A 15177-nucleotide genomic window follows, 5' to 3' on the forward strand; every position below is an offset into this window, starting at 1 on the left:
AAAACCTTCAATAGTGGTCTTTCAAGTCACGTAATTGCGCAAAAATCTGCCAATCCTCGGTGATATCTGTATTAATTGACAATTTTCTTTGTAAATCAATGTCATGATAACGTAAAAAAAGATTAATTGTGCGTTCTAACTTTAATGTAGTGGGGACAGTTGAGTGTCCTTTTCCCCTTGCTTGCCTGACTTTAACGAGATAATCCTTAATAGCGATGTCTTCAGGCCATAGCTGATGAGCAAACTCTAGATTTGACAAGGTATATTCATGAGCACAACAAATCAGAGTGTCATCGGGTAAAAGCATTATTTTATTAATAGATTCAAACATCTGCTTAGGCGTACCTTCAAATATACGTCCACATCCCGCTGAAAATAACGTATCACCACAGAACAGATATGGATGGGTGTAATACGCAACATGGCCCAATGTGTGACCTGGGACGGAAAAAACAGAAAAATTCGAACCTAACGCTGAAATTGTGTCGCCTGACTGAATTGTATGTGTTATCCCGCACTGCTCAGTTTCCTGAGGTCCATAAATAATTATTTCAGGATATCGCTTCGCCAACTGTTTTACCCCGCCTACATGGTCATTATGGTGGTGGGTCAATAGAATGGCTTTAGGAGATAACTGATATTTTGCAAGTGCCTCAATAACAGGGGAAGCTTCTCCTGGATCAACAATGGCGCACTGCTTTTCTTTGTTGCTTAATAACCAAATGTAGTTGTCCCTAAATGCAGGAACACTGATAAGATTCATGGCACATCCTCTTTTGCTGTTAGCCTGAGGAAGATACTAGAATATGAAGCCAGCACAAACATCTCATGCAATTATAGCTCCGGACTCATGGGACGCTATCCCATGGGGAGATTACTATCGTGAAGCGCTGGATATGGCGCTAGTGCCATGGTGGCCAAGGCTGTTCGGTTTTCATTTGCTGAAGATAGGTCAGCTTAGTACGGCGATAGAAAGCAACGACTGTACTATTCCTCATCAGGTCAATGTGACGATGAATAATACGTCGGCACATGTTATTGCCACGCCGAGTCAACTCCCGTTTGTCGAAAAGTCGGTAGATGCCTGTTTATTGGCGCATATCCTTGAATACTCTTCAGATCCGCACAGTGTTCTGCGAGAAGTCGATCGTATATTGATTAATGACGGTTGGATCATTATCAGCGGGTTTAATCCGGTGAGCTTGGTGGGATTGGGTAAAGTCGTGCCCGGGCTCCGTAAGCGGCAACCCTATTGCAGCAGAATGTTTAGCCAGATGCGTATTATGGACTGGCTGAGTCTATTGAATTATGAAATTGTCTATCGTGCCAGTCTGCATGTATTGCCATGGCGACAACAGGGGAAAGGACGATGGGATAATAACCTGCCGCTGCTGGGGTGTATTAACCTGATTGTGGCACGTAAGCGGACTATCCCGCTAACGCTGATGCCGACACGGACGCCTTTAAGAAAATCATCACTGAGCCGCCCGCTGGGGGTTACAAAAAGTTACCGCAGATAACCACAAATCAATCAGGTTGATAGCCAACATCATCTAGTGTCGGCATGTTGGCTGCCTGACGTGCAAGTTCATCACAACGTTCATTTTCAGGATGGCCTGCATGCCCTTTTACCCACTCCCATTGTAGTTTATGGTGTTGGATGGCCTCATCCAGCCGTTGCCAGAGATCGATGTTTTTCACCGGTTTTTTATCGGCGGTTTTCCATCCTCGTTTTTTCCAGTTGTGGATCCAGTTGGTAATGCCTTGTCTTACATATTGACTATCGGTGCTCAAAGTAACTTCACAAGGCGACGTTAGTGTTTCCAGCGCGGCAATGGCCGCCATCAATTCCATACGGTTGTTGGTGGTCATGCGGTATCCTGCACTTAGCGTTTTTTCATGGTGTTTATAACGCAGTAATGTGCCATAGCCGCCTGGGCCTGGATTTCCCAGGCAGGAACCATCTGTGAAAATTTCTACCTGTTTAAGCATCTCTTTTCTCTGGTAGACTCTTGTCCATGAACAAAAACATGAGTCTGACATAAACGAAAACAATGAGCACTGTAATTACGCGACAAATCGTTCTGGATACTGAAACCACGGGTATGAACAAACTGGGGGTTCACTATGAAGGACATCGTATTATCGAGATCGGGGCGGTAGAGGTGATTAACCGGCGTCTTACCGGGCGTCACTTTCATGTCTACACCCGGCCTGATCGTTTGGTCGATCCGGAAGCCTATAACATTCATGGCATTAGTGATGAGTTCCTGGCAAATAAACCCAGTTATGCCGATGTCACTGATGATTTTCTGGCGTTTATCCGCGGAGCTGAGCTGGTCATTCATAATGCGATGTTTGATATCGGTTTTATGGATTATGAATTCCGCATGTTGAACCGCAATATTCCCAAAACAGAAACGTTTTGTAAGATTACTGATAGCCTGTTGATGGCGCGCAAGCTATTCCCCGGCAAGCGCAATAATCTGGATGCCTTATGTGACCGTTATCTGATAGATAACAGTAAACGAACGCTGCATGGCGCATTACTCGATGCCGAAATTCTGGCTGAAGTTTATCTGGCCATGACGGGTGGACAAACGTCGTTGTCGTTTTCAATGGAAGGAGAAAGTCAACGACAAGGGGATGCAAGCGAAGCCATCCAGAGAATCGCAAGACCTACGTCGTCGTTAAGCGTGGTTTATGCCAATGCGGAAGAGCTACAGGCGCATGAAAAACGATTGGATTTGATTGTGAAAAAAGGTGGCAGCTGTTTGTGGCGGAATTAACAGCCAGCTCTGGAATAAAATCGTCACTCTGCTGGAATTCCAAGCAAATAGAACAGGTTGGTTATAAAAACCATTGACGTAATAGTATCATCATCATTAATATTCCACCCGCTCTGAGAGCATAGCGCGGTGCGGTAGTTCAGTCGGTTAGAATACCGGCCTGTCACGCCGGGGGTCGCGGGTTCGAATCCCGTCCGCACCGCCATTTCCGTCCCAAGCTGGGCATGCAGATTTCCGCTGAAAACGGCGAAAAGTGTGCGAAGCAGTCCCACCTTCAATTCCGTGATGTGAACTTCGGTTTCTGTGACCTCGACTCGCTGAGCGAAGACACATAGATGATCCTGCCGATAGCCGTCACCGCGGAGCCTGATGTGCTAGCGTACCACGTCGGTTAACAACTTATGATGTTTGTCCGCGATCATGTCCGGTTTGAACGTACGAAAGCGACACTGGACCATAAGATTGACCAGCAAACCGATTGCCGCGACGATACTGACCATTGTTCCCTGTATCGTCTGCGGTGCGTAGAAGCGCCGCCATGCTTCATAACCAATGCCGATGACTACGACCAGCATAGTGATCGCATTGATCAAGGCCGCCAGTATTCAACTCGTCCCACCCATACGAATGGCGGTGGCTAGGGGGACGCGCGGCGAGCCACGCAGAGAACGCGGCCAGACTCAATGCGGCACCGTCCGTCACCATGTGGCCGGCATCGGCCAGCAATGCCAAAGATCCTGATTACCAGCCGGCGAGAATCTCTACAACAGAGAATCCGAGCGTGAGAGCAAGTGCCCAATATAGATTTGCGCCGGTTGCGTTGCCATGATTGTGACCATCTTGTACATGTCCTGACATTACTTGTTTTCCATTCGTTCTACAAAAGTCCCCAGATAATTTTGATTGCCGTCCCTAACAAAACGATTCCAATGATGAATTTGAGCTGTTGCCCCTTGAGCTTTTCGCTCATTAGCCACGCACCGAGCGCTGCACCTCCCGCAGAGGCAATTCCGGTGACGCCAACCAGCGAATAGTCCATCCCAGAAAGTGTGGTGTGGGCAAAAAAACCTGTCAGAGAAGCGAACACGACCACAAAAGATGCGGTTGCTGACGCATGTTTGGGGTCAAGCCCGGACCCGACCAATGCAGGGACGATAATGCTGCCGCCACCCACGCCGAGTAGGCCACCAACAAAGCCTGCGACACCGCCGAGGGTCAAACCACTTAATATCTTGCTTCGGGGGCTGCGCTGAATTCCAGAAGGTTTTGGTGCATACAACAACATCATCAGACTGGCGAAAATCAGAAATCCGGAGAACAGCCACAGCAGGAGATGGCGATCGAGCCCCTGGCTCACGTGAACCCCAACGGGAGAGAGTACGACAGCCACAATCAGAATAGGAAAAGCCAGCCGCCATTCTACCAGATGCTTACGAATGAATGTTGCGGTCGATACACTTGTCGATATCGCATTCAGAAGCAAGGCTGTTGCCATCGCCGCGTGGATTTCAACCCCCAACGCAAGGAAGATCGGCACCAGGATAAAAGCGGCTCCGACACCAGCCATAGCCATAATGGTGGTAAGGAAGAACGTTGCTATGGCAGCGATGACGAGCATTGTACCTCCTTAACAACATGAATATGCGGAATGACCAGCCTGCTTTTCTTGGCAAGGAATACAAATTCGCCCGGATTCAGCGTCAATCAGTTTGTCGACAAAAACGCGTTCCCCGCACTGAGCACACAGGTCCGTGTCGAAACATCCCTTGCCGCGTGGAAATTCACAAGTTACCTTCGGCCCGATTTCCAGAAACATTTCTTCAGGCATCATCAGTACTTTATCAACCAAGGGGTCGGTAACTTCGGCCGGAATGTCTTGCGGCGCAATTCCCTGTTTGCGTTGGGTAACGAAAAGCGAGTTGAGCATGTTGCCGAAGAACTTATCCTTCAGTCGTACACGTACTGAACACCCAGCTTTCACGTCGATCAAAGTGAAAGCCATTTTGTTGTAATAACGCTTTTCGATGTTTGATTTGCCGTAGGTGCAACCCGTCGCTGACATCACACCATCCAGAAAACATCCTGCGGCATGTCCCTTGCCCGTTTCCGAGATAACGTGCAACTCCTTGTCTTTTGCTCGTTCTGCGCCAAGCGCTTGCATTGCTGCTTTCGCAGCACGAAAACCAAGCGGCATGGCGGGACATTTGTGACCATGAAAGGCCAAAGCCATTTCGAATTCTTCAACTGTCATTGCGTCTTCTCCTTTGCGTATCGAGGGGCTTCCCGATGAAGCCACTACTTGGGTAGACGAATGAGGTTGAAAAAGGATGCTAAGAACTGTAGAGAAATCGAACTTACGCACCGTCACGATGCAGAGAGTGACAGCACACGCGGCCACTGTCGTCAAAGTGCACCCGGCAATTGTGTATCAGTGCCTCGCGCAATCGCTGCCTGGCTCTCCGAAGCCGTGATTTCACGGCGGTCAGGCTTAATCCATTTTCTTTTTTTTCACCTGAGCCGGCGCATAACCTAAATCGAGCATCAGAATAGCGGCCATCATGCCTGTCCGGCCAGACCCACCGTGACAATGGATCACCATCGTCACGCCTGACTTGACTAAATCCAACAGACTCGTTTTCTGTCGGACAAATGCCTGTTCAAATGGCTCTTCAGGTGCACAGCTGTCTTCAACGGGCAGGTGAAATCAGTCCATACGGAGTTCAGCACAAAGGGACGGGAGTGCATCGGCTTGATTTTCAGTAAGTTTTCAGCCAGCGTCATCATGGTAGATAACTACCTGTGCACCGGCTTTTTTTAATGGTTTTAAGGCGTCAGCAAGGGGAACCCCTTTGGTTCCGGGACAAGGGGTAAAAATCAGCTTAGCGCCATTGTCCAAGGTAAGAATATCAAACGGATGAAACATCAATAAAGACTCCATGCTTATTTTTATTAACCTGGTTAACGTTACGTATTTAAATCACCCATGCGGTCTGTATCGACAGGGATAATAGCCTTACACCATCGTGAGCGCTTGTAATGAGTAGTGGTTGGACAGATCCCATTTTTCCGCCTCTGATAGCACGAGTTACGGCAAAAAAACGTAAATGCAGCAACCAGACCGCCGGTCGGTACCTGATTAATGATCGTCAGATCCAGCATTTCCCATTGCCTGCAACTGATTCTGTAATGAAAGTTGGTCGATTTTATCCAGGGGAAGGCTTAAAAAAAGCCGGATGCGTGTGGCTATCTGTTTTTCAACATCCACGAAGGCGTGGTATTTATCTCCATCACCTCCTTCTGCTAAAGCCGGATCCCGAAAGCCCCAGTGGGCCGTTATGGGGCCGCCAGAGAACACCGGACATCCTTCTCCTGCCATCCTGTCACACAGCGTAAATATGAAATCCATTCGCGGGGCATCAGGATGCTGAAAAGTTTGCAGGTGTTTACTTTTCAGCGTTTCAGTGCTGAATCCCTGATCTTTAAGCACGCTGAGCGTCAGCGGGTGAGGCGAACTGGCAGGTTGCGTACCGGCGCTGAATGCCCGGAATTTTCCGCCACCAAGCTGGTTCATCAGCACTTCTGCAAAGAGGCTTCGTGCCGAGTTCCCTGTACACAGGAACAGGACATTGTATGTTTTACTCATCATCGCGGCTTTCCATCTATCATGGACAGGCAGGTATGATCGGGCTGTTCAGGTGTTCACAGCCCGATCGCTGAGATTACTTCACGACACGCTGACCCTGTGCATCAATAACCTGTTCGCCGTCCTCTTTACTGAACGCTCCCTTTTGTGCGTCCGGCAGAATATCCAGCACAACTTCAGACGGGCGGCACAACCGGGAGCCCAGAGGCGTTACCACGATGGGGCGATTGATAAGGATTGGATGCTGCAGCATAAAATAAATCAGCTCTTCGTCACTCCATTTTTCCTCAGCCAGCCCCAGTTGCTCATAAGGCTCCACATTTTTACGCAGCAGCGCACGCACGCTGATACCCATATCAGAGATGAGTCTGACCAGTTCAGCACGGGCCGGCGGTGTTTCAAGGTATAAAATGACCGTTGGTTCCACGCCACTGTTGCGGATCAATTCGAGGGTATTGCGGGAAGTACCGCAGGCAGGGTTATGATAAATCGTAATCGCGCTCATAAATCACTCTCTTCAGGGGTGACAGGCCCTGGCCCGTTACGGCCAGAACCGGGTTAATCAGAATGAAACGGATAAACGTAATGCCAGGGTAACCAGCGTCACAAACAGCACTGGCAGGGTCATGACGATACCGACCCGGAAGTAATATCCCCAGGAAATTCGGATATTTTTCTGTGCCAGAACATGTAACCACAGCAGTGTGGCCAGACTGCCGATAGGGGTGATTTTTGGCCCCAGGTCACTGCCAATGACATTGGCATAGATCATTGCCTCTTTAATCACACCGGTCGCGGTACTGCCATCAATAGACAGCGCCCCGACCAGGACGGTTGGCATGTTGTTCATGATGGAGGAGAGGAAGGCTGTCAGGAAGCCCGTCCCCAGCGTGGCCACCCACAGCCCCTGTCCGGCGAACTGATTAAGAACAGAAGACAGATAGTCAGTCAGTCCGGCATTACGCAATCCGTAGACCACCAGGTACATGCCCAGTGAGAAAATCACAATCTGCCAGGGGGCCCCGCGAAGTACCTTTCCGGTATTAATCGCATGTCCTTTTTTGGCAACCAGAAACAGGATCAGTGCACCGGCGGCGGCAACCGCGCTGACGGGGATCCCCAGGGGTTCAAGACCAAAGAACCCTATCAGCAACAGAGCCAGTACGCCCCAGCCTGTCCGGAAGGTATTCAGATCGCGGATAGCATCTTCTGGCGCTTTCAGACGGGAGATTTCATAGGTTGCCGGAATATCCTTGCGGAAATACAGATGCAGCATCACCAGTGTGGCGATGATGGCAGCGATATCAACCGGCACCATAACTGACGCATATTCATTGAATCCAAGCTTAAAGAAATCCGCCGAGACGATGTTCACCAGGTTCGAGACGATGAGCGGCAGGCTGGCAGAGTCCGCGATAAACCCTGCAGCCATGACGAACGCCAGCGTTGTGCCTTTACTGAATCCCAGTGCGAGTAGCATGGCGATCACGATAGGTGTCAGGATCAGCGCCGCACCGTCGTTGGCAAACAGCGCCGCTACCGCAGCACCCAGTAAAATAATCCAGGTAAACAGCCAGCGCCCGCGCCCGTTTCCCCAGCGTGCGACGTGCAGAGCTGCCCATTCAAAGAAACCCGATTCGTCGAGTAACAGACTGATGATGATGACCGCAATGAACGTTGCCGTCGCATTCCAGACAATATGCCAGACGGTCGGAATATCACCGACGTGAACCACACCTGTAATCAGTGCGAGTAAGGCCCCGAGCATCGCACTCCAGCCTATTCCCAGTCCACGGGGTTGCCAGATGACTAGTATAATGGTCAGAATAAAAATAGCTGCAGCCAGCCACATAAAACCTCCTGTCGGACAGAACGATACCTGCCTTTATTTATTATTTTCCCGCCTGACGGGTGAGACGTTTCAGTTGCTCAATACCCGTTGGCTCTTCCTGCTGCAGAGGGATCAGCGCCATACGTGAGGCAAGCTCAGTCCTGACCTTATGGATCTGAGCAGCTTCGTGTGCAGCCCTTGTTAATAACAGCGGTGAAGTTGTTTCTGTTGCGACCAGACTGTTATTGATGAGCCATGCCCAGGGTTCAATACCGGCCCGGCGTAAATCCTCCTGTAAACCGGCTGCTTCCAGAACAGGGGTGGTTTCAGGCAGGGTAACGAGCATGATTTTGGTTCGCTCAGGATCCTGCAACTGCATCATTGGCGTCAGATAATGCCCCTTTTCTCCCATCCGTTTTGCCACTTCACGATGGTAGGCACCCGTCGCATCAAGCAGCAGCAGGGTGTGGCCCGTCGGGGCGGTATCCATGACCACAAAACGCGTCCCTGCTTCCCTGATCACACGGGAAAATGCCTGGAACACGGCGATTTCTTCCGTACAGGGAGAGCGTAAATCTTCTTCAAGCAGCGCCCGTCCCTGTGGATCCAGATCCTTTCCTTTGGTGGCAAGAACATGTTCCCGGTAGCGCTCTGTCTCGGTATGTGGATCGATACGGCTGACCTGGAGATTATGGCGTTGTCCGTTAAGTGTGCTTTCAAGGTGTGCTGCGGGATCAGAGGTGGTGAGGTGGACATCAAACCCTTTGTCAGCGAGCGCCACGGCGACAGCGGCGGCAAGCGTTGTCTTTCCCACTCCGCCTTTGCCCATCAACATCACCAGACCATGTCTGTCCCTGGCGATATCATCAACCAGCATTTCCAGGGTCGGTGCGGAGATGACCTCTGACCGTGGTATCACAGCGGGTAATGAATATGGGATGTTATCTCCGTCCAGCAGACGGCGAAGCGCCTTCACTCCAACCAGATTTTCCTGCTGCAGGCTTAACCTGTCAGTCGGAAGCGTGGTAAGTACCGGCGGCATTCCGGAAAGAATGCGTTGTTCACGCTGGTACAATGCACTGGCAAGGCTGTCCTGTGACGCTTCTTCGGCAGGCATCATCCCGTTTATCACCAGGTACTGGTGCTTCAGACCGACATGCAACAGTTCATCATGCGTGCGGGCGACTTCAGCCAGCGTTGACTGCTGAGCGCGGGCAACCAGGATTAACCGTGTTTTTTCCCCGTCTGCCAGCACCGATAAGGCATGCGAGTAACGTTCCCGCTGTTTTTCCAGCCCTGCCAGCGGCCCAAGGCAGGATGCACCGTCAGGATTCGTCTCGATAAAACTGCTCCAGGCACCTGGCAGCTGTAGCAGACGAATGGTATGCCCTGTCGGGGCGGTATCAAAAATCACATGGTCAAAATCATTCAGTAACGCGTCGTCGGTCAGCAGGCCGGTGAACTCATCAAAGGCTGCAATTTCTGTTGTGCAGGCACCGGATAACTGTTCTTCAATGCTGCGAACGACATCTTCGGGCAAAACCCCTTTAACCGGATCAACGATGCGGGCACGATATTGTTGCGCTGCCGCCTGTGGATCGATTTCCAGTGCGGTGAGTCCGGGTACGGCAGAGATGACCGTCAGGGTGTTACCAATTTGCTGCCCGAAAACCTGGCCTACATTTGACGCGGGGTCGGTACTGACCAGCAGGATACGTTTGCCATCATCAGCAAGATGAATAGCCGTTGCGCAGGAGAGCGAGGTTTTACCGACTCCCCCTTTCCCCGTAAAAAAGAGAAACTTCGGGATACTGTTAAGATAGTTCATCATGGGCTCCTGTCCGATTGGGTTCAGCAACATGAAGTTTTGCCACCACAGCAGCTTTTCTCCGGAGCCATACCAACTTTCTCCTGATTTATCCCAAACCAGCGAGCCAGATCCTGCCGCGTCGGATAGCGACCGGACAGGACGAAATCGCCATCCAGCAGAATTAATGGCAGGCTTTCAGCGCCCGAGCGCTCAAGAAAGGTTTTAACTGACGGGTTCTCAGCAAATGCCATAGGCTGCTGTGACAGATTAAAGCGTTCCACCGACACACCCTGCTGTTTCAGCCACGTTACGTCTGCGGAAAATGACACTAAAGCCTGATCAACTTCAGTACCGCACACGCCAGAACTGCAGCAAAGTGCTGGGTCATACACTGACAGTGTTTTCATTATTTATTCCTTCAGGTTTTAATTAAAAAATGGTTTCACCGATCCGGTTCAGCTCAGCCTGAAGGCGCTCTTCAGGGCCGGACAGGACTGATGGCGGGAGTGACAGGAAGGCTTCACTCCGGTGGTGAAGAATTTGCCAGGCCTTTTCGAAAGCGGCATCGATTTCCTGTTCACTCCCGGTAGCCTTATCAGGATCCTCCACTCCCCAGTGTGCCCTGACTGCCGGAGCCAGATAGGCAAGGCAGGTTTCATCAGCCGCATTTCCGCACACGGTGATCACTACATCCGGTGTCACAGGGAGGTTGTCCCACGATTTGCTGTAGTACCCTTCCATGGGTATCCCTTCTTTCCTGAGAAGAGCAAGAGAGTGGGGATAGACTTCACCTTTTGGCTGGCTGCCTGCGCTGAATGCATGATGCTCTTCCGGTGAAAGCGCGTTAAATGTCGCTTCGGCCAGAATGGAACGGCAGGAATTACCGGTACACAGGAAAAGAATATTCATAACATCACCGTATAAATTCGTTAAAACGCATATGTGTATCTAAAATTTTATAGTCAGTTAGAGACAAACCGCTCTGCCACCGGTTGTGGCACTGTTGCGGGCAATCCGTCCAGTCAGAAGCAAAATTTCTTCTTTCTGACTGAGATAAGCCTGTTCAATAACCGCTGCCGCCCAGGCGGGCATATGCGCTGAAAGGCGATAGTGGATCCATTTACCCTCACGGCGGTCAATAAGCAGCCCGCTTTCCCGTAGCATGGAAAGATGGCGGGATATCTTGGGCTGAGATTCCTCCAGCGTTCCGCAAAGCTCGCAAACACAGAGTTCTCCTGAAGCTCTCAGCAACAGCATGATTTTCAGGCGAGTTTCATCTGAGAGATTTTTGAAAAGCTGAAGAGCGGTAATCGGGTGCATAAATACTCCGTGGTTTCGTTCGACTTCATCTTAGTCTTCGCAGTATTTATGTCAATAATATATTCGATTAATCGAATATGACAGACTATAATCATGAGAATGAGTAAAGGAGGTAATAATGCGTATCGAAAAAGTCATTGGCTGGCTTATCAAGCAGATTCCGGACCGCTTTTTTGACGCTTTATCCGGGACCGAATGCGCGGAAATTGATGGTATTGCGCATGACTGTTTGCTGAATGATACTGAACAGAAGACCGCATGCCCTGTTGCAGGACAAGAGCCCCGAAAGAGGAATAACTAATCGGATGCTATCAGTCCATCACATCATAGCTGTCAACGCCAAGATTTATGACCAAATCGCGTTTATTACGGGCGAGAGAGAGGTTGCATCAGAAACTCTCCAGGGATTGTCAGGTTAGTCTGGATGAGTCTGTCGGCACTCACGCGGTTGCCGACATGCTGTCAGTGTGAGCTCAGATGGGAAAGTTTGGCTGTACCTCATTTAGTCGTTCACCGGCGACGCTAACTTCCCATCAAGAGCATTCGCTTCTCTGTGCCATTTATCGCTACAGAAGGAAGAGTCCTTGGGCTGGTGGCTGCTAAACGATTGGCAGATTCCTGCCGTAATAAATGTCCTGCATCTCTCGATACAGTAAATCGGTAATTCTTTTTCGCTCTGTGGATGTTAACGCATCTGGGCTGGCGTTAAACAAATAGTGTTTCAGATCGAAATCCTTTAGCAGCATCTTGGTATGAAAAATGTTTTCCTGATAAACATTAACATCCATCAAGTGATACAGCGATTTCATGTTTTCGGACATAAAATTCTGTATTGAATTAATTTTATGGTCAATGAAATGTTTAACGCCGTTGATGTCACGAGTGAATCCACGCACACGATAATCAATAGTGACAATATCGGATTCCAGTTGATGGATTAGATAGTTGAGCGCTTTGAGTGGAGAAATTATGCCACAGGTGGAAACTTCAATATCGGCACGGAAAGTACACAACCCACCTTCCGGATGGCTTTCTGGATAGGTGTGCACGCAGATATGACTCTTATCCAGATGAGCGACCACTGAATTGGGCAATGGACCTGGATGTTCGGAGGTATCTACATCCCGAGGGTCCATCGGTTCTTCGCTAACGAGAATGGTTACGCTAGCTCCCTGCGGTTCGTAGTCTTGTCGGGCGATATTCAGAATATTCGCGCCGATAATTGAACAGGTTTCGGTCAAGATTTCTGTCAGACGGTTTGCATTATATTGCTCATCAATGTAGGCAATATATCCATCACGGTCATCTGGCGTTTTGGCATAACAGATATCATAGATACAAAAACTCAGGCTTTTGGTCAGATTGTTAAAGCCGTGCAGTTTCAGCTTTTGCAATTTAAGTCACCCCCTTATGGATGCAGGACATCAGCGGGAAGCTGATAATGCATTCAGTAAATACTGTGGCAGAGCAAAACTGCCGATATGGATTGCCGGATTGTAATAACGGCATGCAATTTCTGCGCTAGCAAAACGATGCTGTAGTTTATCCAAGCTGATTTGTCGTAAGTCTGGATCATTACAGGCCCAGGCGAACGTCATGATTCCCCCGTAATAGGTTGGAACCGCGGCCTGATAAAAGCTGACATCACTGAAATAGTGACTCAGTTTTTTATGACTGTTTACTGCTTCTTCCTGTTGCAGGAAACAGACCCCATTCTGTGCTACAAAAATGCCGCCTTCATTCAGACAACGGGCGCAGCCCTGATAAAAATCCGAGGTAAACAGGCTTTCACCGGGACCAATCGGGTCGGTGCAGTCGGATATAATCACATCAAATTTTTCGTGACACTGTTTCACGAAATTCACGCCATCATCAATGATTAGCCGAAAACGGGGGTCATTGTACGCGCCAGCACTGTGTTGTGGCAGATACTGACGACAAAATGCTACAACGCTCGCATCAATTTCTACCATAGTGATCTGCTCGACGTTGCGATGACGGCATATTTCACGCAACATAGCGCCATCTCCTCCGCCAATAATCAGAACTCGTTTGGCGTTGCCGTGTGCAAGTAACGGGACATGGGTGAGCATTTCATGATAGATAAACTCATCACGCTCTGTGGTTTGTACCACGCCATCTAGTGCCATCATTCGGCCCAGCGCGGCATTTTCAAAGATGATCAAATCCTGATGGTCGGTTTTTTCATGATAAAGCACATGGTCGATAGAAAAATACTGACCGAAGTTGGCATGTAGTGTTTCATACCAAATTTCTTTCTGGGACATGTTAGGGCTTCCTCCGCGATAACAGCCATGAAAATTGGCGCGCTATAATAGCCAACTATCACGGTGCTTGCACGGTCGAATTTCATGCAATGTAAAGGCGGAGGCTCAATTACTGCGTACTGACGAGTAAACTGAGCGAATTTTGAGCAAGTGCCTGGCATTTTTGGGGCGTAGGAATAGCGATGCCACTGAGGTCGCGATAGCTCGCTTCTCCCAGTTCGATCATGTTGTACGTATTATAATTATCGAGATTCCAGCGATTTTGCTGGGCAAAAACCACCAGTGCCCGACGGATCTGATCGTTGGGTAAGTTATGATAACCACAGTTATTTTTCAGATATACAAAGATAGCCGTAAGATCAGCCAGATCCTCCGCTTCAAATTCGTTGAGTGCCTTACTGGCGGATGAAAAGCTAAAAAGACCGATCAGAAGTAGCACCAGTGCCGAATTTTTCATGTTTCAACCTGTTTCAGATACCGTCAGATGACGTTATCACAGTTATTCCGCATGGTTTCAAACTTATTCTGATATATAGCCGATAAAAAGCGGGTGAACATAGCAGTGAAGTATGGCAAATATCGAAACGACATATTTCGGCTGCTATGATGGAGATTAGAGCCCTGCTGGTTTGGGAACTTCGATATATTCACCATTAATGGTGCGTTTGTAGTAAGAACCATCTTTGACATAAAAACGTTCGCCATTGATGTCCAGTACCGTCAGACCACGGTGTGAAAGGGCATTGGCAGCGGGTGGTGGTGTTACGATTATATAGCGTCCATGCTCTTGCTGATAAAAAATGCCATTCAGAACATAATAAGTTAACCCGGCAATCAATACAGTTTCCACTCCTGGGGGCAAATGGTCAACATAAACACCCGGTTCATGACGGTGTGGCGGTATTGGTGCCTGGCCTGGTCCGCCAGGCCCAGGTGCCGCAATCACTACTGCGGGTGGTAACAGATTGAGCATGAATATGACGAGTAGTGCTGCTGACGTTTTCATAACAAGCATTCCATTTAACCGCGGCCAAGTTCAATTATCTTAGACCCTGAATTATTTTCCTGCTTTTTCTTCCTTAGGTTTCTGTGGTAACGGCGGAATTTCCCTTACGCTGATATTGACTTCATAGGTTTTCCCCTGGACCTGGGGAACATTTGTCATCAGTTTGTTCAATGCCTGTACGGGATCATTGGTTTGCAGTGAAGCTTGATATAGTGCTGGCATTGGTGGTTGAAATGGGGGAAAAGGTGGGTGTCCTTCACCGTTTTCAGTAGCAAATGGTGGCTGATGTTCCGGATGGGCCGCCGCCCCGGGTATTGCGGCAATCAGGGAAAAGCAGGTGATGAATATAGCCGTACCACAAATTTTGGATAATGTTTTCATAATGCACCTCTCATGTTGTATAGGCATATGAAAAACGTTGTACCGCCATGGTGCAATGTGCTTTACGCACTTTTATTCGGTGATAACGATATCCTGATTATCTTGTAAA

Annotated in this window: 22 protein-coding genes, 1 tRNA gene and 1 pseudogene; 4 read left to right on the forward strand and 20 right to left on the reverse strand. The window is 49.1% G+C overall.

All coding sequences use genetic code 11. From position 1 onward, the window contains the following. Positions 1 to 7: 7 nt before the first annotated feature. Positions 8 to 763 carry a hydroxyacylglutathione hydrolase gene (gloB, locus tag RS889_RS05535; protein ID WP_315709718.1) on the reverse strand — a complete coding sequence of 252 codons (756 nt, stop codon included), beginning with the start codon at positions 761 to 763 and terminating at the stop codon, positions 8 to 10. Between the two features lie 43 nt (positions 764 to 806). On the opposite strand from gloB, the gene RS889_RS05540 reads away from it, so the two are divergent. Beyond that, entirely contained in the window at positions 807 to 1520 is a 714-nt protein-coding gene (locus RS889_RS05540; protein ID WP_315709719.1) for a methyltransferase domain-containing protein, read from the forward strand. A 7-nt stretch (positions 1521 to 1527) separates the two neighbouring features. Here RS889_RS05540 and rnhA read toward each other — a convergent pair. Then, positions 1528 to 2101: pseudogene (gene rnhA, locus RS889_RS05545) on the reverse strand (ribonuclease HI). Between rnhA and dnaQ the strand changes: the two are divergent. Both dnaQ and RS889_RS05555 read left to right on the forward strand, forming a co-directional pair. Beyond that, entirely contained in the window at positions 2055 to 2789 is a 735-nt protein-coding gene (dnaQ, locus tag RS889_RS05550; protein WP_290180194.1) for a DNA polymerase III subunit epsilon, read from the forward strand. The pseudogene rnhA and the gene dnaQ overlap by 47 nt on opposite strands. 128 nt (positions 2790 to 2917) lie before the next feature. Then, positions 2918 to 2994 (forward strand) — tRNA-Asp (locus RS889_RS05555). Positions 2995 to 3163: 169 nt separating this feature from the next. Here the strand turns inward: RS889_RS05555 and RS889_RS05560 are convergent. From RS889_RS05560 to RS889_RS05615, 13 genes are all read right to left on the reverse strand, one after another. Beyond that, positions 3164 to 3364, reverse strand: coding sequence for a hypothetical protein (locus RS889_RS05560; protein WP_315709720.1), 201 nt, complete (start codon positions 3362 to 3364; stop codon positions 3164 to 3166). Then, positions 3333 to 3494 carry a hypothetical protein gene (locus RS889_RS23755; RefSeq protein WP_425475136.1) on the reverse strand — a complete coding sequence of 54 codons (162 nt, stop codon included), beginning with the start codon at positions 3492 to 3494 and terminating at the stop codon, positions 3333 to 3335. The genes RS889_RS05560 and RS889_RS23755 overlap by 32 nt, the downstream gene beginning before the upstream one ends. Positions 3495 to 3666: 172 nt before the next feature. Beyond that, the gene (locus tag RS889_RS05565; RefSeq protein WP_315709722.1) at positions 3667 to 4407 is read right to left on the reverse strand and encodes a sulfite exporter TauE/SafE family protein; all 741 of its coding nucleotides are present in this window, start codon (positions 4405 to 4407) and stop codon (positions 3667 to 3669) included. A gap of 9 nt (positions 4408 to 4416) precedes the next feature. Then, complete coding sequence (locus tag RS889_RS05570; RefSeq protein WP_315709723.1) at positions 4417 to 5040, reverse strand: FmdE family protein; 624 nt, start codon at positions 5038 to 5040, stop codon at positions 4417 to 4419. A 237-nt stretch (positions 5041 to 5277) separates the two neighbouring features. Next, positions 5278 to 5487 (reverse strand): protein-tyrosine phosphatase family protein, encoded by a 210-nt coding sequence (locus RS889_RS05575; RefSeq protein WP_425475137.1) that lies wholly within the window; start codon positions 5485 to 5487, stop codon positions 5278 to 5280. Positions 5488 to 5556: 69 nt separating this feature from the next. Further along, positions 5557 to 5712 carry a protein-tyrosine phosphatase family protein gene (locus RS889_RS05580; protein ID WP_315709725.1) on the reverse strand — a complete coding sequence of 52 codons (156 nt, stop codon included), beginning with the start codon at positions 5710 to 5712 and terminating at the stop codon, positions 5557 to 5559. Between the two features lie 213 nt (positions 5713 to 5925). Beyond that, positions 5926 to 6435: an arsenate reductase ArsC gene (locus RS889_RS05585; protein WP_315709726.1), complete on the reverse strand. Its 510-nt coding sequence runs from the start codon at positions 6433 to 6435 to the stop codon at positions 5926 to 5928. A gap of 73 nt (positions 6436 to 6508) precedes the next feature. Beyond that, entirely contained in the window at positions 6509 to 6937 is a 429-nt protein-coding gene (arsC, locus tag RS889_RS05590) for a glutaredoxin-dependent arsenate reductase (protein ID WP_315709728.1), read from the reverse strand. A gap of 57 nt (positions 6938 to 6994) precedes the next feature. Next, positions 6995 to 8284, reverse strand: coding sequence for an arsenic transporter (locus RS889_RS05595; protein WP_315709730.1), 1290 nt, complete (start codon positions 8282 to 8284; stop codon positions 6995 to 6997). A gap of 40 nt (positions 8285 to 8324) precedes the next feature. Next, on the reverse strand, positions 8325 to 10091 hold the full coding sequence (arsA, locus tag RS889_RS05600; RefSeq protein WP_315710926.1) for an arsenical pump-driving ATPase: 1767 nt from the start codon (positions 10089 to 10091) through the stop codon (positions 8325 to 8327). Positions 10092 to 10114: 23 nt separating this feature from the next. Further along, positions 10115 to 10480 carry an arsenite efflux transporter metallochaperone ArsD gene (arsD, locus tag RS889_RS05605; protein WP_315709732.1) on the reverse strand — a complete coding sequence of 122 codons (366 nt, stop codon included), beginning with the start codon at positions 10478 to 10480 and terminating at the stop codon, positions 10115 to 10117. A gap of 22 nt (positions 10481 to 10502) precedes the next feature. Beyond that, complete coding sequence (locus tag RS889_RS05610; RefSeq protein WP_315709733.1) at positions 10503 to 10982, reverse strand: arsenate reductase ArsC; 480 nt, start codon at positions 10980 to 10982, stop codon at positions 10503 to 10505. 57 nt (positions 10983 to 11039) lie between these two features. Then, positions 11040 to 11393, reverse strand: coding sequence for a metalloregulator ArsR/SmtB family transcription factor (locus RS889_RS05615; RefSeq protein WP_315709734.1), 354 nt, complete (start codon positions 11391 to 11393; stop codon positions 11040 to 11042). Between the two features lie 118 nt (positions 11394 to 11511). On the opposite strand from RS889_RS05615, the gene RS889_RS05620 reads away from it, so the two are divergent. Beyond that, positions 11512 to 11694, forward strand: coding sequence for a hypothetical protein (locus RS889_RS05620; protein ID WP_315709735.1), 183 nt, complete (start codon positions 11512 to 11514; stop codon positions 11692 to 11694). 298 nt (positions 11695 to 11992) lie between these two features. Here RS889_RS05620 and speD read toward each other — a convergent pair whose 3' ends face one another. The 5 genes from speD to RS889_RS05645 form a co-directional block, all read right to left on the reverse strand. After that, complete coding sequence (gene speD, locus RS889_RS05625; protein ID WP_021017004.1) at positions 11993 to 12787, reverse strand: adenosylmethionine decarboxylase; 795 nt, start codon at positions 12785 to 12787, stop codon at positions 11993 to 11995. Positions 12788 to 12817: 30 nt separating this feature from the next. Continuing rightward, positions 12818 to 13681, reverse strand: coding sequence for a polyamine aminopropyltransferase (gene speE, locus RS889_RS05630; protein ID WP_315709737.1), 864 nt, complete (start codon positions 13679 to 13681; stop codon positions 12818 to 12820). A 109-nt stretch (positions 13682 to 13790) separates the two neighbouring features. Continuing rightward, on the reverse strand, positions 13791 to 14138 hold the full coding sequence (locus RS889_RS05635) for a YacC family pilotin-like protein (RefSeq protein ID WP_021017002.1): 348 nt from the start codon (positions 14136 to 14138) through the stop codon (positions 13791 to 13793). Between the two features lie 156 nt (positions 14139 to 14294). After that, positions 14295 to 14687 (reverse strand): DUF6515 family protein, encoded by a 393-nt coding sequence (locus RS889_RS05640; protein ID WP_315709738.1) that lies wholly within the window; start codon positions 14685 to 14687, stop codon positions 14295 to 14297. A gap of 51 nt (positions 14688 to 14738) precedes the next feature. Continuing rightward, positions 14739 to 15068 carry a hypothetical protein gene (locus RS889_RS05645; RefSeq protein WP_315709739.1) on the reverse strand — a complete coding sequence of 110 codons (330 nt, stop codon included), beginning with the start codon at positions 15066 to 15068 and terminating at the stop codon, positions 14739 to 14741. Positions 15069 to 15177: the final 109 nt, after the last annotated feature.

It is taken from the genome of Brenneria uluponensis (assembly GCF_032395385.1).
GTDB classification, from domain to species: domain Bacteria; phylum Pseudomonadota; class Gammaproteobacteria; order Enterobacterales; family Enterobacteriaceae; genus Prodigiosinella; species Prodigiosinella aquatilis.

Bases quoted from the DNA above. Each gene is read 5' to 3' on its own strand.
- gloB (WP_315709718.1), bottom strand. From the start codon at position 763: ATGAATCTTATCAGTGTTCCTGCATTTAGGGACAACTACATTTGGTTA.
- RS889_RS05540 (WP_315709719.1), top strand. From the start codon at position 807: ATGAAGCCAGCACAAACATCTCATGCAATTATAGCTCCGGACTCATGG.
- dnaQ (WP_290180194.1), top strand. From the start codon at position 2,055: ATGAGCACTGTAATTACGCGACAAATCGTTCTGGATACTGAAACCACG.
- RS889_RS05560 (WP_315709720.1), bottom strand. From the start codon at position 3,364: ATGCTGGTCGTAGTCATCGGCATTGGTTATGAAGCATGGCGGCGCTTC.
- RS889_RS23755 (WP_425475136.1), bottom strand. From the start codon at position 3,494: ATGGTGACGGACGGTGCCGCATTGAGTCTGGCCGCGTTCTCTGCGTGG.
- RS889_RS05565 (WP_315709722.1), bottom strand. From the start codon at position 4,407: ATGCTCGTCATCGCTGCCATAGCAACGTTCTTCCTTACCACCATTATG.
- RS889_RS05570 (WP_315709723.1), bottom strand. From the start codon at position 5,040: ATGACAGTTGAAGAATTCGAAATGGCTTTGGCCTTTCATGGTCACAAA.
- RS889_RS05580 (WP_315709725.1), bottom strand. From the start codon at position 5,712: ATGTTTCATCCGTTTGATATTCTTACCTTGGACAATGGCGCTAAGCTG.
- RS889_RS05585 (WP_315709726.1), bottom strand. From the start codon at position 6,435: ATGATGAGTAAAACATACAATGTCCTGTTCCTGTGTACAGGGAACTCG.
- arsC (WP_315709728.1), bottom strand. From the start codon at position 6,937: ATGAGCGCGATTACGATTTATCATAACCCTGCCTGCGGTACTTCCCGC.
- RS889_RS05595 (WP_315709730.1), bottom strand. From the start codon at position 8,284: ATGTGGCTGGCTGCAGCTATTTTTATTCTGACCATTATACTAGTCATC.
- arsA (WP_315710926.1), bottom strand. From the start codon at position 10,091: ATGAACTATCTTAACAGTATCCCGAAGTTTCTCTTTTTTACGGGGAAA.
- arsD (WP_315709732.1), bottom strand. From the start codon at position 10,480: ATGAAAACACTGTCAGTGTATGACCCAGCACTTTGCTGCAGTTCTGGC.
- RS889_RS05610 (WP_315709733.1), bottom strand. From the start codon at position 10,982: ATGAATATTCTTTTCCTGTGTACCGGTAATTCCTGCCGTTCCATTCTG.
- RS889_RS05615 (WP_315709734.1), bottom strand. From the start codon at position 11,393: ATGCACCCGATTACCGCTCTTCAGCTTTTCAAAAATCTCTCAGATGAA.
- RS889_RS05620 (WP_315709735.1), top strand. From the start codon at position 11,512: ATGCGTATCGAAAAAGTCATTGGCTGGCTTATCAAGCAGATTCCGGAC.
- speE (WP_315709737.1), bottom strand. From the start codon at position 13,681: ATGTCCCAGAAAGAAATTTGGTATGAAACACTACATGCCAACTTCGGT.
- RS889_RS05635 (WP_021017002.1), bottom strand. From the start codon at position 14,138: ATGAAAAATTCGGCACTGGTGCTACTTCTGATCGGTCTTTTTAGCTTT.
- RS889_RS05640 (WP_315709738.1), bottom strand. From the start codon at position 14,687: ATGAAAACGTCAGCAGCACTACTCGTCATATTCATGCTCAATCTGTTA.
- RS889_RS05645 (WP_315709739.1), bottom strand. From the start codon at position 15,068: ATGAAAACATTATCCAAAATTTGTGGTACGGCTATATTCATCACCTGC.